Origin of the sequence: Viridibacillus sp. NPDC093762 (assembly GCF_050279675.1) — a bacterium.
GTDB lineage: Bacteria > Bacillota > Bacilli > Bacillales_A > Planococcaceae > Viridibacillus.
In genome coordinates this window covers 83,321-107,356 of record NZ_JBNNUK010000007.1, presented here as the reverse complement: position 1 = coordinate 107,356, position 24,036 = coordinate 83,321, and the positions used below count along the sequence as shown (strand labels likewise).

At 37.8% G+C, this 24,036-nt stretch carries 25 protein-coding genes; 21 read left to right on the top strand and 4 right to left on the bottom strand.

Features of this window, described 5'->3' with window-relative positions:
* Positions 1–16: 16 nt before the first annotated feature.
* The 5 genes from ybeY to recO are packed head-to-tail and all read left to right on the top strand — an operon-like array spanning position 17 to position 3,008.
* Positions 17–505: an rRNA maturation RNase YbeY gene (gene ybeY / locus ACQKM9_RS11105; protein WP_427734419.1), complete on the top strand. Its 489-nt coding sequence runs from the start codon at positions 17–19 to the stop codon at positions 503–505.
* Positions 492–854 carry a diacylglycerol kinase family protein gene (locus ACQKM9_RS11100; RefSeq protein WP_427734418.1) on the top strand — a complete coding sequence of 121 codons (363 nt, stop codon included), beginning with the start codon at positions 492–494 and terminating at the stop codon, positions 852–854. The genes ybeY and ACQKM9_RS11100 overlap by 14 nt, the downstream gene beginning before the upstream one ends.
* A gap of 10 nt (positions 855–864) precedes the next feature.
* Positions 865–1,272: a cytidine deaminase gene (locus tag ACQKM9_RS11095; protein ID WP_427734417.1), complete on the top strand. Its 408-nt coding sequence runs from the start codon at positions 865–867 to the stop codon at positions 1,270–1,272.
* Positions 1,259–2,170, top strand: a complete 912-nt coding sequence (era, locus tag ACQKM9_RS11090; protein ID WP_427734416.1) for a GTPase Era — start codon at positions 1,259–1,261, stop codon at positions 2,168–2,170. Before ACQKM9_RS11095 ends, era begins: the two co-directional genes overlap by 14 nt.
* A 19-nt stretch (positions 2,171–2,189) precedes the next feature.
* A complete protein-coding gene (gene recO / locus ACQKM9_RS11085; RefSeq protein ID WP_427734415.1) occupies positions 2,190–3,008 on the top strand; it encodes a DNA repair protein RecO in 819 nt (272 codons plus the stop codon).
* A 155-nt stretch (positions 3,009–3,163) separates the two neighbouring features.
* Here recO and ACQKM9_RS11080 read toward each other — a convergent pair whose 3' ends face one another.
* A complete protein-coding gene (locus ACQKM9_RS11080) occupies positions 3,164–3,805 on the bottom strand; it encodes a TetR/AcrR family transcriptional regulator (RefSeq protein ID WP_427734414.1) in 642 nt (213 codons plus the stop codon).
* Between the two features lie 122 nt (positions 3,806–3,927).
* Between ACQKM9_RS11080 and ACQKM9_RS11075 the strand changes: the two genes are divergently transcribed.
* From ACQKM9_RS11075 to ACQKM9_RS11050, 6 genes are all read left to right on the top strand, one after another.
* Positions 3,928–4,614 carry a CoA transferase subunit A gene (locus tag ACQKM9_RS11075; protein WP_427734413.1) on the top strand — a complete coding sequence of 229 codons (687 nt, stop codon included), beginning with the start codon at positions 3,928–3,930 and terminating at the stop codon, positions 4,612–4,614.
* Complete coding sequence (locus ACQKM9_RS11070) at positions 4,601–5,248, top strand: CoA-transferase (RefSeq protein ID WP_427734412.1); 648 nt, start codon at positions 4,601–4,603, stop codon at positions 5,246–5,248. Before ACQKM9_RS11075 ends, ACQKM9_RS11070 begins: the two co-directional genes overlap by 14 nt.
* Before the next feature lie 338 nt (positions 5,249–5,586).
* Positions 5,587–5,877, top strand: coding sequence for a hypothetical protein (locus tag ACQKM9_RS11065; protein ID WP_427734411.1), 291 nt, complete (start codon positions 5,587–5,589; stop codon positions 5,875–5,877).
* Positions 5,877–6,620: a 3-hydroxybutyrate dehydrogenase gene (locus ACQKM9_RS11060; protein WP_427734410.1), complete on the top strand. Its 744-nt coding sequence runs from the start codon at positions 5,877–5,879 to the stop codon at positions 6,618–6,620. Before ACQKM9_RS11065 ends, ACQKM9_RS11060 begins: the two co-directional genes overlap by 1 nt.
* A 27-nt stretch (positions 6,621–6,647) precedes the next feature.
* Positions 6,648–7,832 (top strand): acetyl-CoA C-acetyltransferase, encoded by a 1,185-nt coding sequence (locus tag ACQKM9_RS11055; protein WP_427734409.1) that lies wholly within the window; start codon positions 6,648–6,650, stop codon positions 7,830–7,832.
* A 16-nt stretch (positions 7,833–7,848) separates the two neighbouring features.
* The gene (locus ACQKM9_RS11050; protein WP_427734408.1) at positions 7,849–9,153 is read left to right on the top strand and encodes an MFS transporter; all 1,305 of its coding nucleotides are present in this window, start codon (positions 7,849–7,851) and stop codon (positions 9,151–9,153) included.
* A gap of 329 nt (positions 9,154–9,482) precedes the next feature.
* Here the strand turns inward: ACQKM9_RS11050 and ACQKM9_RS11045 are convergent, their stop codons facing one another.
* A complete protein-coding gene (locus ACQKM9_RS11045; protein WP_427734407.1) occupies positions 9,483–10,865 on the bottom strand; it encodes a glycine--tRNA ligase in 1,383 nt (460 codons plus the stop codon).
* A gap of 326 nt (positions 10,866–11,191) precedes the next feature.
* Here ACQKM9_RS11045 and ACQKM9_RS11040 point away from each other — a divergent pair, with 326 nt between their 5' ends.
* The 9 genes from ACQKM9_RS11040 (at position 11,192) to ACQKM9_RS11000 (ending at position 20,208) form a co-directional block, all read left to right on the top strand.
* Positions 11,192–11,830 (top strand): helix-turn-helix transcriptional regulator, encoded by a 639-nt coding sequence (locus ACQKM9_RS11040; RefSeq protein ID WP_427734488.1) that lies wholly within the window; start codon positions 11,192–11,194, stop codon positions 11,828–11,830.
* A gap of 13 nt (positions 11,831–11,843) precedes the next feature.
* Positions 11,844–12,659: a pyruvate, water dikinase regulatory protein gene (locus ACQKM9_RS11035; protein WP_427734406.1), complete on the top strand. Its 816-nt coding sequence runs from the start codon at positions 11,844–11,846 to the stop codon at positions 12,657–12,659.
* Between the two features lie 226 nt (positions 12,660–12,885).
* On the top strand, positions 12,886–14,703 hold the full coding sequence (gene dnaG / locus ACQKM9_RS11030) for a DNA primase (RefSeq protein WP_427734405.1): 1,818 nt from the start codon (positions 12,886–12,888) through the stop codon (positions 14,701–14,703).
* Positions 14,704–14,735: 32 nt separating this feature from the next.
* A complete protein-coding gene (rpoD, locus tag ACQKM9_RS11025; protein ID WP_193740488.1) occupies positions 14,736–15,869 on the top strand; it encodes an RNA polymerase sigma factor RpoD in 1,134 nt (377 codons plus the stop codon).
* A gap of 91 nt (positions 15,870–15,960) precedes the next feature.
* Positions 15,961–16,524 (top strand): hypothetical protein, encoded by a 564-nt coding sequence (locus tag ACQKM9_RS11020; RefSeq protein ID WP_427734404.1) that lies wholly within the window; start codon positions 15,961–15,963, stop codon positions 16,522–16,524.
* A gap of 101 nt (positions 16,525–16,625) precedes the next feature.
* Positions 16,626–17,765 carry an acyl-CoA dehydrogenase family protein gene (locus ACQKM9_RS11015; protein ID WP_038186966.1) on the top strand — a complete coding sequence of 380 codons (1,140 nt, stop codon included), beginning with the start codon at positions 16,626–16,628 and terminating at the stop codon, positions 17,763–17,765.
* Positions 17,766–17,911: 146 nt separating this feature from the next.
* Complete coding sequence (cccA, locus tag ACQKM9_RS11010) at positions 17,912–18,283, top strand: cytochrome c550 (RefSeq protein WP_427734403.1); 372 nt, start codon at positions 17,912–17,914, stop codon at positions 18,281–18,283.
* A gap of 108 nt (positions 18,284–18,391) precedes the next feature.
* The gene (locus ACQKM9_RS11005) at positions 18,392–19,090 is read left to right on the top strand and encodes a tRNA (adenine(22)-N(1))-methyltransferase (RefSeq protein WP_427734402.1); all 699 of its coding nucleotides are present in this window, start codon (positions 18,392–18,394) and stop codon (positions 19,088–19,090) included.
* Positions 19,087–20,208 (top strand): Nif3-like dinuclear metal center hexameric protein, encoded by a 1,122-nt coding sequence (locus ACQKM9_RS11000; protein ID WP_427734401.1) that lies wholly within the window; start codon positions 19,087–19,089, stop codon positions 20,206–20,208. The genes ACQKM9_RS11005 and ACQKM9_RS11000 overlap by 4 nt, the downstream gene beginning before the upstream one ends.
* A 525-nt stretch (positions 20,209–20,733) precedes the next feature.
* Here ACQKM9_RS11000 and ACQKM9_RS10995 read toward each other — a convergent pair.
* Together ACQKM9_RS10995 and ACQKM9_RS10990 are read right to left on the bottom strand one after the other, a co-directional pair.
* On the bottom strand, positions 20,734–21,714 hold the full coding sequence (locus ACQKM9_RS10995) for a 4-hydroxy-3-methylbut-2-enyl diphosphate reductase (RefSeq protein WP_427734400.1): 981 nt from the start codon (positions 21,712–21,714) through the stop codon (positions 20,734–20,736).
* A gap of 77 nt (positions 21,715–21,791) precedes the next feature.
* Complete coding sequence (locus ACQKM9_RS10990; RefSeq protein ID WP_427734399.1) at positions 21,792–22,556, bottom strand: hypothetical protein; 765 nt, start codon at positions 22,554–22,556, stop codon at positions 21,792–21,794.
* A gap of 176 nt (positions 22,557–22,732) precedes the next feature.
* Here ACQKM9_RS10990 and ACQKM9_RS10985 point away from each other — a divergent pair, with 176 nt between their 5' ends.
* Positions 22,733–24,031, top strand: a complete 1,299-nt coding sequence (locus ACQKM9_RS10985; RefSeq protein WP_427734398.1) for a DEAD/DEAH box helicase — start codon at positions 22,733–22,735, stop codon at positions 24,029–24,031.
* Positions 24,032–24,036 lie beyond the last annotated feature (5 nt).

Genomic DNA, 24,036 nt, shown 5'->3' with positions numbered 1-24,036 from the left:
CCTAGGAGGCAACTATATGAGTTTAAACATTGATTTTTTAGATGAAACATCAAAAGTAAAGGATTCTGATATTGAGCTAGTAGAAAAATTACTACAACACGCTGCGACAGTTGAAAATATCGAAGATGAAACAGAATTATCTGTGACGTTTGTGACGAATGAAGCGATACATGAAATTAACCGTCAATATCGCCAAAAAGATGCACCAACAGATGTCATTTCCTTTGCCCTTGAAGAAATGGGAGAAGGAGAAGTGGAAATTATTGCTGAAGGTATGCCACGTATTTTAGGTGATATTATCATTTCAATCGATCGTACAAAAGAACAAGCGGATGAATACGGGCATTCATTTGAACGAGAATTAGGCTTTTTAGCTGTACATGGCTTTTTACATTTACTGGGCTATGACCATATGGTGCCCGAAGATGAAAAAGTAATGTTTGGCAAACAAGATACAATTCTTGAATCTTACGGCCTAAGCCGTGATGCTAATGAACGTCAGTAAATTTTTGAAATCATTTCAATATGCGTTTCAAGGGGTATTGTATGCATTTAGAGAACAGAACTTCCGTTTCCATTTGTTAGCGGCAATTATAGTTATTTGTGCGGGTTTACTCACTGGATTATCGCAAACGGAGTGGCTAGTAATTATTATTGTCATTGCTATAATGATAACCCTTGAAATGATTAACACGGCAATTGAGAGAGTAGTGGACCTTACTACGTCAGAGATACACCCTCTTGCCAAACAATCAAAAGATTTGGCAGCAGGTGCTGTACTTGTATTTGCTTGTGCAAGTGCTATAATCGGGATACTCATCTTTTTGCCTAAGTGGATGAATTTATTTATATGAGGTGATTCTAATGGACAAACATCAATTAATGGAAGAGTCAAAACTAGGACGCGAAAATGCCCATGTCCCTTATTCAAAATTTAAAGTCGGTGCATCTCTACTAACAAAAGATGGTAAAGTTTACCGTGGATGCAATATTGAAAATGCGAGTTACAGTATGACGAACTGTGCAGAGCGTACTGCCATTTTCAAGGCTGTTTCAGAAGGCGAAAAAGAATTTATTGCGCTAGCTGTTGTTGCGGATACAGAAGGGCCATGTTCACCATGTGGAGCATGTCGCCAAGTTATTGCTGAATTTTGCGCACCAGATATGCCAGTTTACTTAACAAATTTAAAAGGCGATGTTCAAGAGACAACAGTTCGTGAACTTTTACCAGGTGCCTTTACACCGGAGGATTTAAGGAATGCAGGAAAATAATCAATTCAAATCAGGCTTTATTTCAATTATTGGTAGACCAAACGTAGGGAAATCAACGTTTCTAAATCGTGTTATCGGTCAGAAAATCGCCATTATGAGTGATAAACCACAAACAACACGAAACAAAGTACAAGGTGTTTTAACACAAGATGCTAGCCAAATGGTTTTCATCGATACACCAGGTATTCATAAACCAAAACATAAATTGGGAGAATTCATGTTAAAAGTGTCTAAAAACACTTTGCGAGAAGTTGATGTCATTATGTTCATGGTCAACGCAACTCAAAAGTTAGGCAAAGGGGATCAGTTCATTTTAGAAATGCTTGAAGGCAATGATACACCTGTCTTCTTAGTAATCAATAAAATTGACCAAGTGCACCCAGATAACTTATTGCACACAATTGAAGATTATAAAGCTGAATATGATTTTGCTGAGATTATTCCAATTTCTGCTCTTGATGGTAATAATGTTGATCGTTTGCTAGAAACAATCGAAAATTATTTACCTGAAGGACCTCAATATTATCCAGCTGACCAAGTAACAGACCACCCTGAGCGTTTCATTATTTCTGAATTAGTACGTGAAAAAGTGTTGCATTTAACACGTGAAGAGATTCCACATTCAATCGCAGTACAAGTGGACAAAATTGCAAAAGATGAAGACAAAGATATGATTCGTGTAATGGCTACTATTATTGTAGAACGTGATTCACAAAAAGGGATTGTCATCGGTAAACGAGGTGCCCTATTGAAAGAAGTTGGAATCCGCGCACGTAAAGACATTGAGATGCTTTTAGGCAGTAAAGTGTACTTAGAACTTTGGGTCAAAGTACAAAAAGACTGGCGTAATAAATCTTCTCAATTACGTGACTTTGGTTTCAGAGAAGACGAATATTAAGTTAGGGATGTGAAGACAATTGCTGAATAAATGGGAAGGCATTGTCTTAAAAACACAACCATATGGCGAGACCAATAAAATTGTCACGTTTATGACGCGAGAAGCTGGAAAGGTAACGGCAATGGCTCGCGGTGCGAAAAAACCATCTAGTCGTTTAGCCTCGGTTACGCAACCATTCACATATGGTTCCTATTTAATACAACAAGGTCGTGGTATGGGCACTGTGCAACAAGGCGAACCTCTAGAATCGATGCGTCATATTCGTGAAGATATTGTAGCGACCGCGTATGCAAGTTATGCAGTTGAACTTGTCGATCGTTTAATTGAATCGGAAAAAGCAGAGCCTTATGCTTTTGAAGTGTTAGTGCAAGCATTACGTGCCATTGAAGAAGGTTACGACCCTGAAGCCATTGCATTGTTTGTGGAATGGAAAATGCTACCTTTTACTGGTGTGCAGCCAATATTGCATGAATGTGCAAGTTGTAGTGCTGTTGATGGAGAATTTGCTTTTTCATTTACACAAGGTGGCTTCCTTTGTCATAGATGTTTCCACCAAGATCCGTATATCATACGCCTAACACCAACTCAGTTAAAACTTATCCGAATGTTTTATAGTGTACCTATTGAAAAAATAGGGAAACTGACACTAAAAAAAGAAACAAAAAAGTTTATAAAGAAAATTAGTACAACTATTTATGAAGAACAAACAGGCATGCGCTTAAAGTCAAAATCATTTATTGAGCAACTTGAAAGAGCACCTCAATTATTCGGAGCTAATTTCGAATCTAAAAAAGAAGCATCCGGAGAAACAGAAAACCCACAAGCTGACGAAAATTAGTCAGTTTGTGGGTTTTTATTTTACTTAAATAATAATAATTTCGTCCCCTGTCTTATGTTAAGAGATAACGAGATATAAAATATTCATACTAGTGATATTTTAACTTAACAAAAGACTTACCTTGACAAGAAAACTCAACGCAATCCAAAGACTTATTAGTAAGAAAGGTTTTCTTCTTTAGAAGTAATTTCATTATAATGTGTTTTGAAACCAATTATTATAGCAGAAAGCAATGGTTGTCCGACTTGTTTTAAAGAAGTAATATTATCATTTATAGCCCAATAATAAATAATACCCAGAATTCCTTGAATTAAACTAGTATATACTTCGTCTAGAGAATAACCATTTTTAATTTCATTGTTGGAGAATGCTTTTTCAATATATGTTCTTATTATCTTAAATAACGGTCGATTTGCATTAATAAAGTAAGTATGTTCATTGGATCCAATCGCTGAACTGTATATGACTTTCCCCATTTCTTTCCCCATTTCTTTATCTAAAAAATCTAATACCTCCAGAGAAAAATGTTCAAGCTTAGTTAGTTCCAAAAGATTACTTGGAATGTCCTTTGATATTTTAGTATGATATTCATCCGCTTTTGAAAATTGATATAAAAAAATAGAAGCTTTAGAAGGGAAATGTTGATAAAAAGAACCTTTTGAAGTTCCGCTTGCTAGAATAATTTCATCAACAGTTACCTTATTGTATCCTCTTTCGTTAAATAATCCCAATGCCGTCGCTAAAATTTTATCCCTCGTTATTACTCCTCTGAGTTGCTTATTCTCTCGTTTATTCACTTTTTATCTCCTTTTCTAGATTGACTATGAAAATTCTATGTATTAATATTAGACCACAGTCTAGTATTTTATTCCAATAAAATAAACTAGATATAATTATTACTATAAAAGGAGTGTGAATGATGGGAACAATAGTTTCATTAGAGGAAATACGTCATATTTTGAAGAGTGATATGAGAATTCTTGTAGGCGGATTTGGTATTTCTGGAACACCATTAAGTGTGTTAGATCAAGTTTTGCATACTGACATTGAGAACTTAGAAATAGTCAGTAATAATCTTGGAGATAATGGCATGGGACTTCATAAGATTTTTATGGAAGGAAAAATTAAAAAAGTGATTGGCTCTTTCTTTACCATAAATAAAGAAGCTGTGATGGCTTGGTCTAGAGGAGAACTAGAAATAGAACTTTTACCACAGGGAACCTTAGCCGAGGCAATCCGTTGTGGTGGTGCAGGGATTGGTGGTTTTTATACAAAAACAGCAGTTGGTACAGCATTAACAAAAGATAAAGAAATTCGTGAAATTGATGGGCAACGTTATGTATTTGAAAAAGGAATTAGAGGAGATGTAGCCCTCATTAAAGCAGCCAAAGCCGATAGACTTGGAAATTTGATCTATCATACAACTGCACGTAATTTTAATCCAGTGATGGCAACTGCAGCTGATATTGTAATTGCAGAGGTAGATGAAATTGTAGAAGTTGGTGAGTTAGACCCCGAACATATTGTTACACCACATCTCTATGTTGATTATGTTGTTCAAAGTACTTACATAAAAGAAGGGAGTCAGTACGTTGAAGTTAAATAAACGAGAAATTATTGCAAAACGTATAGCTCAAGAGCTTGAAGAAGGTGATGTAGTAAACCTCGGAGTAGGTATTCCGACTTTAGTCGCCTCATTTTTAGGAGGAAAGAATGTATATCTACAATCAGAGAATGGGCTTATTGGAATGGGGCCTCCTCCTGAAGAGAATGCCGTAGATATTGATCTAATCGATGCCGGTAAGACACCTGTATCAATTACAAAAGGAGCTGCATTTTTTGGTAGTGCAGATTCATTTGGAATGATTAGAGGTGGGCATTTAAATGTCGCAATATTAGGAATATTACAAATAGATAAGAGTGGAGAAATTGCTAACTGGGCAGTTCCAAACCAACCAATCTTGGGTGTTGGAGGTGCAATGGATTTGGTTGCAGGTGCTAAAAAAGTAATAGTTGCATCAACTTTATTTGCAAAGGACGGCTCTTCAAAATTAGTAGATCAACTTACTTATGAATCTAGCGGTGAAAGAAAAGTAGATTTATTTGTATCGGAGTATGCAACATTTATGTTTACTTCGGAAGGTGTAAAAGTTATTGATTTATACGGAGACTTAACTATTGAGGAGTTAATTGAAAAGATTGGTCTACCATTATTGTATGATGTCGAGATAGTTAAATAAGTGATTTTTAAATGTGGACTTTAATCACTAGCATTGTTTCACTGATAGTATTCATTATTAATGCTTATTAAATTGTATACACATTAATGATTGCTGTAGTAACTTCTTTTTTTATTTTTGAAATATATTGATATGAAACGAGATGCTCTAATTCTTGGTCAACATTAGCTGTAATACCGATTATTAACGCGAGTGCAATTGTCGGTTATGGTGCAGTTGTAGCTGTAACATCGGGCTTTGCCTTCTTCACGGAGGCGGAATGGAAGCGCTATCAAAAGTTTATCTAAATCTGGGCGTTAACCCTGAAGTAATACACCGAATTGTAGCAATTGCGTCTGGTGGTTTACCGCATAAGTGGGTTATTAAAATTTGTCGATTTTGGTGGATTAGATATTTGGAATATAGTGTTGGATCAATTACAACCGGAAGTCGAATCTTTTGTACGAGATTTCAGTGTCATTAAGGATCGTGTACAAGCAGGGAATATAGGTGTGAAGTCAGGAAATGGTTTTTTTAAGTATCCTGGAAAAGGTATCGATAGCTATGTAGTGGAGCGAGATGAATCTTTAGTGCGACATTTATTAAATACAAACCCTCATTTGGACACTAAATCATTGGAGGTAAATTAATGAGAAATATTATTATTACTGGAGCTGCAGGTGGACTAGGACAAGCAATGGTGAAAAAATTTGTTGACCAAGGAGATTTTGTATTTGCAGCAGATCTCCATTTAGATAGAGTACTAGAATTAGAAAAACAATACAGTGATCAAGTGAAAGCGATAGTACTTGATGTGACAAATGAAGATTCAGTTCGCGAAGCATTAAAGCAAGTCGCTACTAGTGGGAATGTAGATGTCCTCGTAAATAATGCAGGATTACAATACCGTGAAAAAATCGAAGACTTCCCAACAGAACAGTGGGATTTATTAATTAACGTCATGCTTACTGGACCTTTCCTTATGACTAAGCATGCTATGCCGTATATGAAAGCGCAACAGTATGGACGTATTGTGAATATTTCCTCTGTTCATGGAGAAATGGCTACACCTGAAAAAGTTGCTTATGTTGCAGCAAAACACGGTGTGATTGGTCTGACAAGAGTAACCGCATTAGAAGGTGCTCAATTTGGTGTTACAGCCAATGCTGTTTTACCTGGTCCGGTAAAAACGCCATTGCTAGTAAAACAAATACAAGATTTAGAAGAAAAAGGGATGACTGAAGCTGAAGCATTGGCTGAAATTATGTATCCGAAACAAGCGATGAACCGCTTTATTAGCGCAGAAGAAATTGCCAATGGTGTTTATTTTTTAACATCTAATGAAGCATCAGGTATTACAGGGGAAAACTTAAATATTTCTGGTGGTATGTAAATGTAAACGATATGGGGAGTGATGAAAATGGAAGCATATATTTTAAACGGTTCTAGAACAGCATTTGGAACATTTGGAGGCTCATTTAAAGATACTAGTGATATAGACTTAGCGGTAGCAACAGTTAAAGAAACGATAAAACGTGGTGGTGTAGAGATAGAGTCTATTGACGAAATTATTTTTGGCAATATTATTCATACAACAAGTAATTCCGCATATTTAGCAAGACATATTGGGTTAAGGAGCGGGATGAAGGAATCTTCAACTGCATTGACAGTTAATCGTCTATGTGGGTCGGGACTACAGGCAATAGTTTCTGCTGCGCAAAATATTATTTTAGGCGAAACCGATGTAGCAATTGCAGGTGGTACTGAAAATATGAGTTTAGCACCTCATGTATTACGGGGTACACGTTTTGGTTCTCCTAACAAAGCACCTAAAATTGACGACATGCTTTGGGAGACTTTATACGATCAATATGCAAGCTGTGGCATGGGGATGACGGCTGAAAATTTAGCAGATAAGTACGAAATTACTAGAAAAGAACAAGATGTTTTCTCTATGAACTCACACAAAAAGGCTTCTATCGCTCGTGAAAATGGCCGCTTTGCAGAAGAAATTGTTCCAGTTGTGCTAAAAGGAAAAAAGGGCAAAGAAATTATTATTAATCAAGATGAGCATATTCGTACTGACATTTCTGCTGAAAGATTAGGAAAACTTAATCCAGCCTTTAAAGAAACTGGAACCGTGACAGCAGGAAATGCCAGTGGTATTAATGATGGTGCTGCTTCTGTTTTAGTTGTATCAAGGGATTACTTAGAAAAGAATAAATTACAACCATTAGCGAAAATTGTTTCTTGGGGGATAGCAGGTGTAGATCCTAAATACATGGGAATTGGGCCAGTACCAGCAATTAAAAAAGCATTACAAAAAGCAAAGTTAGAAATTAACCAAATTGACTTGTTTGAATTGAACGAAGCATTTGCAGCACAGTCTTTAGCAGTCGTAAAAGAACTTGAAATCGATGAAGAAAAGGTGAACGTCAATGGTGGTGCTGTAGCATTAGGCCATCCAGTTGGAGCTAGCGGAGCGCGCATTAGTTACTCGTTAGCAATTGAAATGAATAAAAGAAATGTTCGATATGGTGTTGCGAGCTTATGCATTGGTGGAGGGCAAGGCATTGCAATTATTTTGGAAAATCCAAACTATTAATTATGGGGGTTAATTTATGAATGATATTTCACGTATAGAAAAGACTACTCTTAAAAAAACAATGACTCGAATTTTGCCTTTCATTTTGATTTTATATACAATTGCTTATTTAGATAGAGTTAACTTAGGTTTTGCAGCTTTAGAAATGAATGCTGACTTAGCTTTAAGTGCTGAAGTATTTGGATTGCTGTCAGGTATCTTTTTTATTGGTTATTTCTTTTTTGAAGTTCCAAGTAACATGATTATGCATAAAGTTGGTGCGAAAGTTTGGATTGCTCGAATTATGATTTCCTGGGGGATTTTAGTCATATTAACTGGTTTTGTTCAGAGTGCGACCCATTTATATATTTTAAGATTCCTATTGGGGGTAGCAGAAGCTGGATTCTTCCCAGGTATTATTTTATACCTGACTTACTGGTTCCGCTCAAGAGAACGTGGTAAAGCAACTGCTGTCTTATTATTAGCATTACCTATTGGCGGTTTAATAGGAGCGCCACTGTCGGCGTGGATAATTGATAATGTTAATTGGTTTAGTCTCGAAGGTTGGCGTTGGATGTTTATTCTTGAGGGAATTCCAGCAATTATTTTAGGTGTGTTAGTTGTTTTTTATTTAGTAAATCGACCTAAAGAGGCAAAGTGGTTAACTACTGAGGAGAAGGATTGGCTTGAGGGTGAGTTGAAAGAGGAACGAAGAGCAAGTGAAAAAGTCAACAAAGTATCTAAGAAAGAGATGCTTAAAGACTCTAAAGTTTGGAAGCTAGCATTTTTTTATTTTGCTGGTTATACAGGCATCTATGGTTTGTCTTTCTGGATTCCAACAATAATTAAAAATTTATCAGTTGTAGATACAACTAATATGCAAATCGGTTGGCTTGCAATGATTCCTTCTTTAGTAGGAATTCCGGCAAATATTTTTACAGGTTGGAATACGGATCGAACTAACACTTATAAATCGCATCTTATAGTCTGCTTAGTAATTGCGATTTTAGGATTCATAGGATGTGGTTTTGTAACATCACCTTTATCTATGGTTGCAATGCTTACTATTACATCTGCTGGATTATATGGATTTACCGGGTGTTTCTTTGCTTATATGACATTCTTTTTCACTGAATCAACAGCTCCTGTTGGAATTGCACTTGTAAACTCATTTGCGGCTTTAGGTGGCTTCGTTGGCCCGATGATTCTTGGATCTTTAACATTAACTTCAGGTATGCTACTCATTGCAGCCTTACTCTTTACAGGCTTATTAACTTTACTTACTTTAAAACAAGTTAGAGATAATTCAGTTGTTGAAATGAGAGCATTAGAGATAGAGTAGGGGGATTAGAAAATGACTACTGAAATAAATATATAGTCAGTAGATTGATTTTAAATTACTTCTCCTCTGTTATTATTATTAACTTCAGCACTATTTTCGATTAATCACTTTGGTTATTTTAATGGAAGAAAAACGATTACAACTACAAATGACAGAAGTATATGTGGTTTGCTTTTTATTATGTAGAAATTTTTATTATTCAAGGTGAAATTGCTGAAGTGGAATATTTATAAGTTGATAGAAAAAAGAGCCGTGAAAGTATATCTCATCACGGCTCTTATTGATTTAATAATGTTTAATGTTAATGTCTATTAAGGATAGTTTTGCTATTAGAATTCAAGGTGTTTAGCAATATAACCTTTAACATCTGCAATCGGCATACGAACTTGTTCCATTGAGTCGCGGTGACGTACTGTTACTTGGCCATCTTCTACTGAGTCAAAGTCGTAAGTGATACAGAATGGTGTACCAATTTCATCTTGGCGACGGTAGCGTTTACCGATTGATTGAGATTCGTCATAATCCACTGGGAATTCTTTACGAAGATCCGCCCAAACGTCATTCGCTTGCTCTGCTAATTTTTTTGAAAGTGGTAATACAGCTGCTTTGAAAGGTGCTAAAGCAGGGTGGAAGCGAAGAACCGTACGTTTGTCGTCGTTTTCTAATTCTTCCTCATCATATGCATCACATAAGAATGCTAGAGTTACACGGTCTGCTCCTAATGATGGTTCGATGCAATAGGGTACATAGCGTTCATTTGTCACTGGATCGATATATGTGAAATCTTCACCTGAATGTTCCATATGACGTTTTAAATCGAAGTCTGTACGAGATGCTACGCCCCAAAGTTCGCCCCAACCGAATGGGAATTGGAATTCGATATCAGTTGTAGCATTTGAGTAGTGAGAAAGTTCATCGTCTGCGTGATCACGTAGGCGCATGCTGCTTTCAGACATACTTAAGTTTAATAACCAGTTTTTACAGAAGTCTTTCCAATAAGCATGCCACTCTAATTCAGTACCTGGTTTACAGAAGAATTCAAGTTCCATTTGTTCGAATTCACGTGTACGGAAAGTGAAATTCCCTGGAGTGATTTCGTTACGGAAAGATTTACCAACTTGTGCGATACCAAATGGTGTACGTTTACGCATTGAACGTTGAACGTTTTTGAAGTTTACGAAAATACCCTGCGCCGTTTCAGGACGTAGGAAAATTTCATTTGTTGAAGATTCGGTTACGCCTTGGAAAGTTTTAAACATTAAGTTGAATTGGCGGATTTCTGTGAAATCTTGCTCGCCGCAATCTGGGCATTTTACGTCATATTCACTCATTACTTCAGCCATTTTATCTAATGGTAAACCATCTACGATAATTTCTTGACCTTGTGCTAATGCTGCATCTTCGATTAATTTATCTGCACGGTGACGTGATTTACATTTTTTACAGTCCACCATTGGGTCATTGAAGTTACCAACGTGACCAGAAGCTACCCAAGTTTTTGGATTCATTAGAATTGCTGCATCAAGACCAACATTATATTGTGATTCTTGAACGAATTTTTTCCACCATGCTTTTTTTACGTTGTTTTTTAGTTCTACACCAAGTGGGCCGTAATCCCAAGTGTTTGCTAATCCTCCGTAGATTTCAGATCCTGGGAATACGAATCCACGATGTTTTGCTAAGCTGACGATATTTTCCATTGATTTTGCCATGAAAATCCCTCCAAAAAGTAATTGAAAATAAGAAAGCACCCGTCTCCGGGCACTAATGCCCGGGGACGAGTGCGTAATGACCCGCGGTTCCACCCCGATTGACTAAGAACAAACTTAGTCCTCTTTGAAAAAATTAGCTCCCGGTTGCCGTTTCTCATTTCCTGCAGGCTTTCACTTTCCCTACTCGCTATGTTTTGAAATGATACTTATTTTCCGTTCATCGCCTATATGATTTGAACACATTGTAACACGCGTTTCTTTTCTTAGCAATATACAGTGAAATAGTATATAATTATTAGGTATTGAGTATAACACTTTTTGAGGCGGTGAGTCCAATAGAACTCAACAAACGTCAGGAAGAGATCTTAGAAATTGTTAAGGGTAACGGTCCTATAACGGGAGAACAAATTGCTGAGCGTCTTTCACTGACTAGAGCAACACTAAGACCAGATCTAGCCATACTTACAATGGCAGGTTATTTAGATGCTAGACCACGTGTTGGTTATTTTTATTCTGGTAAAAAGACAGGTCAAGCTGTTATAGATAGCATGATGAATATGAAAGTGAAAGATTTTCAATCAATTCCGGTTGTGGTATCTGAGAATATTTCAGTATATGATGCCATCTGTCAGATGTTTTTAGAAGACGTTGGAACTCTTTTTGTTGTAGACAAAAACGCATACTTGACAGGTGTCCTATCAAGGAAAGATTTGCTTCGCACAAGTATTGGAAATCAGGACTTAAATCATATCCCAGTGCATATTATAATGACTAGAATGCCTAATATTGCATTTTGTATGAAGTCAGATGGATTGATTCAAGCTGCCCATAAGCTTATTGAAAGACAAATTGATGCGCTACCTGTCGTCCTTGAACATCCTGATGGCTACGAAGTCATAGGTCGGCTAACAAAAACAAATATTACGCGAGCATTTTTATCGCTTGCAGATAACCATGATTTGTGAGGTGATGCATTCAATGAATAAATTAGCCGTATTTATCGTTTCTGATTCAGTAGGAGAGACAGGAGAACTTGTCACGAAAGCTGCAATTAGTCAATTCAGACCAGGTATGCAAGATACATTTTTGAAGCGATTCCCTCATGTAGAGAGTTTGGAACAGTTAAATGAAATCGTTCATTTAGCTACTGAACAAGGTGCCATAATTGTCTATACACTAGTAAAAGAAGAAATGCGTGCTTATATACAACACTTAAGCGACAATATGATTGTTCCAGCAATTGATTTGATGGGACCACTAATGGGGAAATTGGAAGAAACTTTAAAAATAGAGCCTGTAGAAGAGCCTGGGTTAGTAAGAAAATTAGATGATGATTATTTTAAAAAGATTGAAGCAATTGAATTTGCAGTTAAATACGATGATGGTCGAGACCCTAGAGGCTTATTACTAGCAGATATCGTGTTAGTAGGAGTTTCACGTACTTCAAAAACACCATTATCGCAATATTTAGCGCATAAACGTTTTAAAGTTGCAAACGTACCACTTGTTCCAGAAGTGGAACCACCAGAAGAATTATTTTTAGTGGATTCTCAAAAATGCTTTGGGCTTGTAATTTCACCTGAAAAGTTAAATAATATAAGAAAAGAGCGTTTGATTGCACTTGGATTAAACGACGGTGCGAATTACGCAAAACTTGATCGAATCAATGAAGAAATCGTACATTTCCGAAAAGTTGTCGATCGTATCGGTTGTCATGTCATTGATGTGACGAACCGTGCAGTAGAAGAAACTGCAAATGATATACTGCATCGCATTCAATTATCGAGACAATGATATAAGTATGCTAGCCGCCTCGTTCCTGGGGAGGTTTTTTTGTGTGTTTTACAAAAAAAGTGATAGATTTTTCAGACAAAATGTTTTATAATAAAAAATTGTGGTAAAAATGTATATAAGTATTTTTACCTTTCCATAATAAAATATAAATTTTTATGTCGAAATATGCAGGACTTTTATATGATTATCTCGAATTCAGTTATTAGCAAGTAAAGATGGTGATGGAATGGCTCAAAGAATACCTGAAGAAATTATTGAACAAATTCGTTCTCAGGCAGATATAGTTGATGTCATCAATGATTATGTGCAATTGACGAAGCGAGGCAGAAACTGGTTTGGTTTATGTCCATTTCATGGTGAATCGACACCTTCTTTTTCTGTATCTACAGATAAACAAATATTCCATTGCTTTGGTTGCGGAGCTGGAGGGAACGCTATTACATTCTTGATGGATATAGATCATATTCCATTCCAAGAGGCGGTCGCTAAGCTAGGTGATCGTGTGGGCGTTCATGTAGAGGTATCAACTTCTGAGGAACAAACGCACCCTATTTCTAAAGAAGAAGGGCGGATGAAAGAAGCTCATGCTTTTGCTGCTGAATATTATCAGCATCTCCTCCTTAATACGGAGGAAGGAGAAAAAGCTCTTATATATTTGCAACAAAGAGGATTTACGAAGGAACTTATCGAATCTTATGGCATTGGCTGGTCCTTACCACATTGGGATTCACTGACTCAACTGTTAAAAAGAAAAGGTTTCGAATTAGCAGAAATGGAACAATGTGGGCTCATTATTCAAAAGGAAGATGGCTCAGGATGGTTTGACCGCTTTCGGGAAAGAATAATGTTTCCTATCAAAGATGAAGGTGGGAGAATAATCGCTTTCTCAGGTCGGATAATTGACAATACTGGAGAAGACGCCAAGTATTTGAATAGTCCAGAATCACCAATTTTCCATAAAGGGCAAGTCCTCTATAATTTGGATCAAGCTCGACCTGTTATTCGTAAAGAGAGAAAGATTGTATTATTTGAAGGCTTTATGGATGTTCTGTCAGGTAAAAAGGCAAATGTTCATAATTCTGTTGCTACAATGGGAACAGCACTTACGATGCAACATTTGAACAAGATAAAACGTCTAGCTGAACGTATCATTGTTTGTTATGACGGAGATAAAGCCGGCTGGGAGGCTGCAAAGCGAGCTGCGGAAATGTTACACGCAGAAAAGATGAAAGTAGATGTGGCAGTACTCCCAACAGGACTTGATCCGGATGACTATATAAAGCAGTTTGGAGAAGAATCTTTTAAGTCTAAGATTATTGAAGAACCACTAAGTTATATAGCATTTATGCTAATGTTTGCACGCAGAAATAAAAACTTCCAATTTAATAATGATATATTGCAGTATGTGGATGAAGCCTTGAACTATTTAGTTGGAGGAATCTCACCAATTGAGAAAGAATTATATGTAAAGCAAATATCAACAGAAACGAATATTTCAGAAGACACGCTAAATATGCAACTGCGTCAAAAGGAAGGACAGCTTGCCCAAAACTCAAAAAGACAAGAGCAGCAGCAACAAATCCCTCCGCCGCAAATGAGGCTCCCTAAAAAGAAAATCACAGCGATAGATCGTGCTGAAAGATTACTTCTAGCACACATGTTACATAACATTGACGTTGTTGATCGTGTACGTTTAGCGGAGCAAGAACCATTTGTTAGAGATGACTATTTAGCGGTCTATGTACATCTCATAGGTTTCTATGAAAACCATCAGAAAGCAGATTATCAGCGATTCGCTGAAGTTCTAGAAGATAGTGAATTACGAAAAATTGCAATGGAAGCAGCTTTAGCGGATCGTGATCCAGAGCATCTCGAAGAAGAGATCGCGGATTGCTTGAAACAAGTTCAAAAGTATAAAATTGAGCAGCAAATTCAAGATAAGAATCACGCATTAAAAGAAGCGGAGAAAATGCATGATTTTGGAAGTGCATTAAAGCTTTCACAAGAAGTAATTGATTTAAGAAAATCGTTATCGGCAATGTGATGCGGATTCGGTTGTTGAAGGAGGAAACACCTATGGCAGACAAGTCTAAAAATATTAAACCAGTTGTTGAACATGAACATACTCTAGAAGAAGCAAAAAAACATTTAGTAGATTCAGGTAAAAAGAATGGTGAATTAACTTACTTAGAGATTGCAGACAAACTACAATCTTACGAAATGGAAGCAGACCAAGTAGAAGAATTTATCGAGCAATTAGAATCTAAAGGTATTGAACTTGGTGGTAAAGATGGTGATGAGGAAAATCTTGATCGTCTATTAAAAGGTAGTGCAGCTGAAGAGACGTTTGATTTAAATGATTTAAGCGTGCCTCCAGGTGTTAAAATTAATGACCCTGTAAGAATGTACCTAAAAGAAATTGGTCGTGTAGATTTATTAAGTGCAAAAGAAGAAATCGCGCTTGCTGAACGTATTGAGCAAGGTGATGACGAAGCGCGTAAGAGATTAGCTGAAGCCAACTTACGACTTGTAGTAAGTATCGCGAAACGTTATGTTGGTCGTGGTATGCTATTCCTGGATTTAATACAAGAAGGTAATATGGGGCTTATTAAAGCAGTTGAAAAATTTGATTATCGCAAAGGATTCAAATTTAGTACGTATGCAACTTGGTGGATTCGCCAAGCCATTACACGTGCAATTGCTGACCAAGCAAGAACAATTCGTATTCCAGTACACATGGTTGAAACAATTAATAAATTAATTCGTGTACAACGTCAACTTTTACAAGATTTAGGTCGTGAACCGTCTCCTGAAGAAATCGGAGAAGAAATGGATTTAACTCCTGAAAAAGTTCGTGAAATCTTGAAAATCGCACAAGAACCAGTTTCTCTAGAAACGCCAATTGGTGAAGAAGATGATTCACACTTAGGAGACTTTATCGAAGACTCAGAAGCACAATCACCATCTGATCATGCAGCGTATGAATTACTAAAAGAACAATTAGAAGATGTACTTGATACATTAACTGATCGTGAAGAAAATGTGTTACGTTTACGTTTTGGTTTAGACGATGGACGTACGCGTACGCTTGAAGAAGTAGGGAAAGTATTTGGCGTTACACGTGAGCGTATTCGTCAAATCGAAGCGAAGGCACTAAGAAAATTGCGCCATCCATCTCGAAGCAAACGTTTAAAAGACTTCTTAGAATAGTCCTTAAGGCACTCCTTTACAGGGGTGCCTTTTTGATATAAATAAGGTAAAATTATGGATGAAATTGGTTTTTTAGTTAGGAGACTACTAGATGAAGAATCAACGAAAAGAAACAATCCTGAATGAAATCTTATTTTGGAAAGAAAATAACTTATTACCAGAGCATTATTGTGATTTTTTAACCACCTTATATGCAGAAGGGGAAGAGCTAGCTACAACTGAACTCGAAATTAGCTCGAAAAATGCTATTCTTTCAAAAGAACACTCAAAGAAACAATGGATAATGACCTTATTAGGTGTAAGTACAATCTCCCTTCTTGTATTTTTATTTCTAATAAGCGTGAAATTTGTCGTTTTTCCTATTATTGTCGTATCAATTACAATCGTTTGTTTACTATTCTATGTTTTTAAATTTGCAACACAAAAAGATATTTTAACCACACTTGCATATACTGCGGCTGCCCTCCTATTACTAGGAATTTCTGTAAGAGTTATGGAAGTCTATTTACCTGATAATTCACTAGCGATGCACCTTGCAATTATAGCGAATTGCGTCTTATGGTTAGTTTCAGGTATATGGATGAAACTCATCTACTTTATGATTTCAGGAGCGGGTGGATTATTAATTATTTTCGCTTACATACTTTTCTTCTAATATCTTCATATTTTCTCGTTTAATGCATTTTATTCTATGAATATACAATTTGTTTCTGTATAATCTAAGGTGTAAGCGTATTCACAAAGGGGAGTGATTGTATGAATTTTGATCTTACATCAGAACAGCAAATGATTCGAAAAACAATGAAGGAGTTTGCTGATGAAGTTGTAGCACCAGGAGCAATTGAACGCGATCGCACGAAAGCTTTTCCAAAGGAGATTTTCAAACAGCTTGCCGACATGGGGATGATGGGCTTGCCGTTTGAAGAAGAGTACGGAGGAGCAGGTGCAGACACAACGAGTTTTGCTATTGTGACTGAAGAATTGAGCCGAGCATGTGCCTCAACAGGTATTACATATTCCGCTCATATTTCACTAGGGGGAGCTCCACTGCACTTATTTGGTACTAAAGAACAAAAGGAAAAATATTTAACACCTATTTGTACTGGTGAATCATTTGGGGCATTTGGATTAACAGAACCAAACGCTGGATCTGATGCTGGGGGTACCGAAACACAAGCAAAAGAAGATGGGCAAGATTTCGTGATTAATGGTAGCAAAGTGTATATTACAAATGCTAGCTATGCCAAACATCTAGCATTAACAGCTATTACAGATATAAAAGATGGAAAAAAAGAAATTAGCGCCATTATTGTTCCGACTGATGCAGAAGGTTTTACAGTTTTAGATCGTTACGAAAAAATGGGCTTAAATGCATCCAATACAACAGAACTAATTCTTGAAAATGTACGTGTGCCACAAGAAAACTTACTTGGAAAAAAGGGAAATGGCTTCCGTCAATTCCTTGTCACACTAGATGGTGGACGAATCGGTATTGCAGCTATGGCTGTCGGTATTGCACAGGCTGCTTTCGAGCGAGCGCTCAGTTACTCAAAAGAACGCAAGCAATTCGGCCAAACATTATCATCTTTCCAAGTAACACAATTTAAACTAGCAGATATGGCAATGAAAATAGAATTGGCAAGAAATATGGTTTACAAAGCATCTTGGTTAAAAGACGAAGGTAAACCTTTTACAAAAGAAGCAGCAATGGCAAAATTATATGCGTCAGAAATAGCTATGGAAATTGCTGATCAAGCCATTCAAATTCACGGTGGCTACGGTTACATGAAAGAGTATGAAGTGGAACGCTATATGAGAGATGCAAAATTGCTAGAAATTGGAGAAGGAACCTCTGAAGTACAAAGAATGGTAATTGCTCGTCAAATTGGATGTTAATGTGACGAATATGGCAAATTTGACACATTCCGCCGAAAAACTCCCCAATAAGTCTTTTCGTTTTCAATAGAATGAAGTACAATATTAAGTGTTGACTGATTCTATTTATTTAGAAATAAGACTGAACTTATGAGGAGTGTTAATTGATGAAAAAGAATCCGATTATTCCGTATATCCTAATTATGGCTTTTGGTATCGGTTTGATTTTCTTCATGTCTCTTGATGGAGCAGACAAAAAAGAAGAAATCGCAAAAGGCGATGAAACTAAAACTGAAGAATCTGCTAAAGGTGAAGAAGCAGCAGGTGAATTTGATCCTGAAGCATTCGCGGCTAGCAAATGTATCTCTTGCCACGGTGAAAACCTAGAAGGTAGCATGGGACCAAACCTACATGGTACTGGTTTAGCAGCTGATGAGGTTAAAGATATTCTTCAAAACGGTAAAGGCGGCATGCCTGCTGGTTTAGTACCAGCAGATAATCTTGACGCTATGGCTAAATATATCGCTGATTTGAAATAATTAAATCACTATATATGAAAGGGCCCTTATTCTCCTTAGAGGATAAGGGTTTTTCTATGCAAAAATGCATATTTTCGTTACAATACAACATGAAAGGAGGCTTCTGCCATGAACGCACAAAAACTATCAAAACGACTAGAAACCGTTGCAAAATTCGTTCCACAAGACGCTATTGTAGCAGATATTGGTAGTGATCATGCATATTTACCTTGCTATCTCGTACATAACAATATCGCAAAGAGCGCTATTGCTGGCGAAGTAGTAAATGGGCCTTATGATTCAGCATGCCACGAAGTCCAAAAAGAACAATTAACAAATAAAATTACTGTAAGACTTGCAGACGGTCTTGCAGCTATCGAACCAGGGGATGGCGTTACTGCCATTACAATTGCAGGTATGGGCGGGCCACTAATCACGTCTATTTTAGAAAAGCATCCCCAGGCATTAGAGGGGGCCGAGCGCCTAATTCTACAGCCAAATATACACGCAAAAGTCATCCGTGAATGGGCATTACAAAATAGTTGGAAAATTATCGATGAGGTAATCCTATTAGAGGACGAGAAAATTTATGAAATCCTTGTATTAGAACGAGGAGAGATGAATTTAAGTGAACTTGAAAAGCTATTAGGTCCAGTATTGAAACAACAGAGCTCTGACGTCTTCCATGGTAAATGGACAAGAGAAGTTGAACAATGGGGACACGTTCGAGAAGCCTTACAAAAAGCTGAGCAAACACCAGAAATCTTAGCAAAATCAGCTGAGCTAGCACATTTAATTGAAGCAGTTAGGGAGGTACTGAAGCGATGAAAAAAACCAATGGTCAAGAAATCATTCAGCTGTTCGAAAGTTGGTCTCCAAAAAAATTAGCTGCAATGGACAATGATCCAATAGGTCTTCACGTCGGTAACCTTAACAAACCTGTCACAAAAGTATTAGTAACTCTTGATGTCAACGAAGTAGTTGTAGATGAAGCTATTTCAGCTGGCTGTGAACTTATCATTGCTCATCACCCACCTATTTTCCGAAAGCTCTCAACTCTTCGAACAGACACACCACAAGGACAGCTTTTCGAAAAATTAATCAAAAATGATATTGCAGTTTATGCTGCCCACACAAATTTGGATGTTGCTGAAGGCGGTGTAAACGATTTACTTGCTGAAGCACTGGGCTTACAAAATTATGAGGTACTAGTACCAACATATAGTGAACAAATGATTAAACTAGCTATCTTTGTACCAGTCGAACATGCAGATCAACTTCGAGAGACACTTGCTAAAGCTGGAGCAGGACAAATTGGAAACTACGACTCATGTAGCTACACAATGCAAGGAGAAGGACGTTTCAGAGCGCTTGCAGGAGCAACACCCTTCACGGGTGAAGTAGGAGAATTACACGTCGAACAAGAAGTGAAAATCGAAGTCGTTGTGCCTAAGTCTATCAAAAACAAAGTACTTCGAGCAATGCTAAATAGCCATCCATATGAAGAACCAGCCTATGATGTTATTCCACTAGAGACAGCAGCGAAAGAAATGGGACTTGGTCGTATTGGTAAACTACCATCATCTATGACACTTAAACAATTTGCTGAGCATGTGAAAGTATCCTTACAAGTTCCTGCTGTTCGAGTAGTAGGAAATCTTACATCAACTGTTTCGAAAATAGCCGTGCTTGGTGGAGATGGTAATAAATACATTCATGCAGCTAAACGTGCTGGAGCAGATGTTTATGTAACGGGTGACATGTATTTCCACGTCGCACAAGATGCAGAAGCAATAGGGCTTCAAATTGTAGACCCCGGCCATCATGTCGAAAGCATTATGAAGGTAGGCGTAGCTAATAAAATGCAAAACCTATGCCAACTACAAAAACTAAATTGTGAATTTATCCCATCTAAAATCTCAACAGAACCATTCCAATTCGTTTGATTTAAAGTAATAAATGAATAGTAACTCCTGCCAAAAATAGATTTGGCAGGAGTTTTTTTATTACGTGGGATTAAGAGAGGGAGAGTAGAGCTAAAAATTACTTGGAGAACGCCAGTAGTGCCAAAGTCGAAGTGAGTAGAGCTAAAAGCCGAGTGAGTAGCACCAAAGTCGAAGTGAGTAGAGCTAAAAGCCGAGTGAGTAGCGCCAAAGTTGAAGTGAGTAGAGCTAAAAGCCGAGTGAGTATCGCTAAAGTTGAAGTGAGTAGAGCTAAAAGCCGAGTGAGTAGCGCTAAAGTTGAAGTGAGTAGAGCCAAAAGCCGAGTGAGTAGCGCTAAAGCTGAAGAGAGTAGAGCCAAAAGCCGAGCGAGTAGCGCTAAAGTTGAAGTGAGTAGAGCCAAAAGCCGAGTGAGTAGCGCTAAAGCTGAAGAGAGTAGAGCTAAAATCCACGCAAGTAACACTAACCACACACGACCCACCCGATAAAAAACCCCTGATGCAATCTTTCAACATCAGGGGTTTTTCATAATTATTCCGAAGCTGGATATGGATTGATTTTAACAACCGGCTTTGGCGTTTTAATTTTAGGTAAGATTCTATCAAGTGTGACAGAGCGTTCCATATTATGAGTCTCTGGATCCGCAGGGTCATATTTGTCTAAGAAATTGATTACTTCCTTAACGATTGGTGTTGGTGTAGAGGCACCAGCTGTGACACCTACAGTTTTAACACCTTCTAACCACTCTAATTTCAATTCAGAAAGGTCAGCGATACGATAAGATCTTGTATGTGCAATTTCCTCAGAAACTTGAGTTAGACGGTTCGAGTTATTACTTTTTGGATCTCCAACTACAATCAATAAATCTGTTGCACCAGCTTGTTTAGCAACAGCTTCTTGGCGAACTTGAGTTGCTAAGCAAATTTCTTTGTGCACTTCGATATTTGGGAATTTTTCTTCCAAACGCTTCATTAAATGCGCAACATCCCATTGACTCATTGTCGTTTGGTTTGTTACAAGTAATTTTTCGCGATTTAATTGTAATTGGTCAATATCTTCAATAGATTGCACTAAATGTACATGATCAGGAGCAACACCAATGGCACCTTCTGGCTCTGGATGTCCTTTTTTTCCAATATAGATAATGTCATAGCCTTCTTGTGATTTTTCGGCTATTAAGTCATGGGTTACAGTTACGTCAGGGCATGTAGCATCAATTGACACTAAGCCTTTTTGACGTGCAATTTCACGAATTTCAGGCGATACGCCGTGAGCTGTGAAAATGACTGTTCCTTTATCTACTTTTTCTAAAATGTCTTTACGGTTTTCACCATCAAGAGTAATAATTCCATCTTGTTCAAATGCGTCCGTTACATGTTTATTATGAACGATCATTCCAAGAATATAGATAGGTCTAGGTAATGTTTTGTCTAATGCAGCGTTGCGCGCGATGACCATGGCATCAACAACACCATAGCAGTATCCTCGTGGCGTGATTTTAGTTACTTGCATGATCCGAACTCCCTTCATTGCTCGTTAAATACCATTATAACGGACAGCCCACCTTTATTCAAAGAATCGGTTACGATTTATGGTATAAATGGTGGTTGGAATATACGGGGAGTGGAAGGTCTAGGTGTTCTAGGGATGGATGTTCTTGGTTCTGGCGTATCGCCATCAAGATCTAAGTCATTATCTGGAGAGCGTGATTCCCGTCGATTGGTAGCCCCTCCTGTACTAGCAGATGCAGCAGCAGCCCCGACTCCGGCTGCATCAGATGAAGGAATTGATTGAAAACCTTTGTATAATCTATAAAGTGCAGGTAAGTTTTGGAACATGGGTGACATTTGTTTAAAAATTGGAGTGAATTGTTGTGCGGTAGACATAAATTTATCAGCAGTGGCTAAATATTGATCCATTTTCGCTAAACCGCCAACAGCTCCAGCTGCGTTAGCAACACCGGAAGCCCCAGGCCCAGCCGCAGCAGCGGCCCTACCGAACATGCCAGCAGCCCCAGGTCCAGCCGCACCCCTACCAAACATACCAGCAGCTCCAGGTCCAGCAGATGACGCAGCCCTACCGAACATGCCAGCAGCCCCAGGTCCAGCAGATGACGCAGCCCTACCGAACATGCCAGCAGCTTCAGGTCCAGCAGATGACGCAGCCCTACCGAACATGCCAGCAGCTTCAGGTCCAGCCGCAGCACCCCCACCAAACATGTTAGCAGCACCCCCGCCAAACATGTTAGCAGCGCCCCCACCAAACATGTTAGCAGCGCCCTGGGCTACGCTACCTAATGCACCCCCAGATTGCGATAAACCTTGCGCAAATGGATAAAATGATGAATAGCGCATTAATGATCTCCTTTCTCCTTGGAATTTGCACATTTTTGTCAAGAACGACCATTATATTTTAAAAATAATGGTCACCTTGAATTGACGTACGTACTATTAATAGATATCATATGCAAATGGTCTACTAAATGTACGAATCATGTTACAATAAGGTAAGTAAGTTAGGAGGGACAATTATGTCCAAATATACAGATTACAATTTTCAGCCTTTTTTGCAAGATGCAATTAAGAAACTAGGTTTCACAGAACCAACACCTATCCAAAAGGAAATAATTCCTTTGGTGTTAAAAGGAAAGAGTGCTATCGGTCAAGCGCATACAGGTACAGGGAAAACACATAGTTTCCTTATTCCAATCGTAGAGCGAATCCGTGCAGATAAAGAGGAAGTGCAAGCGGTAATTGCTGCACCAACTCGTGAGCTTGCAACTCAAATTTATGCAGAGTTGCAGAAACTAATCGAAGAAACATCGATCCAAGCCAAACTGTTCATCGGGGGTACAGACAAACAACGCTCAATCGATAAACTAAAAACACAACCGCAAATTGTTGTCGGTACACCAGGACGAATCCGTGATTTAGTTGATGAAAAAGCTTTGTTAGTATATACGGCGCCAATGCTTGTGGTAGATGAAGCAGACCTTGCATTCGACATGGGCTTCATCGAGGATATCGATAAATTCGCTTCTCAAATGCCTGAAACACTTGAAATGTTCGTATTCTCAGCAACAGTTCCTGAGAAATTACAACCATTTTTGAAAAAATATATGTCTTCACCAGTCCATATTAAAATGGATGATAAACGACCTGTAGCAGAAAATTTAGATTTTTATTTAGTATCAACTCGTAGTAAATCAAAAAATAGCCGTTTACTTGAAGTGATGAAAACAATCAATCCGTATTTAGCTATTATATTCACTAACACGCGTTCACAAGCGAATTATGTAGCGGATTTCTTAGCAAATAATGGCGTCAAAGCTGGACGTATTCACGGGGACCTGTCACCACGTGACCGTAAAAAAGTAATGAAACAAGTACGTGAATTGGAATTCCAATACATCGTTGCAACAGACCTTGCTGCACGTGGAATCGATATTCCTGGAGTCAGCCATGTTATTAACTACGAATTACCTACGGATTTAGAATTCTTCATTCACCGTGTAGGTCGTACAGCTCGTGCTGGTAACAAAGGAACGGCTATCACAATTTTCGAACCATCAGAAGAAGATGCAATTGCACGCGTTGAGAAGATGGGTATTCCATTCCAACCAAAAGACATTAAAAACGGCGAACTGATTGACATGAAAGAACGTCATGCACGTCAAAATCGTGAGAAAAAAGAAAACGAAATTGACAAAAAAGCGAAAGCTCTTGTACGTAAACCTAAGAAGGTTAAACCTGGCTATAAACGTAATATGAAATGGGAAATGGATAAGGTTAAAAAACGTGAACGTCGTTTGAAAAACCGTCAGAAATAGTAAGG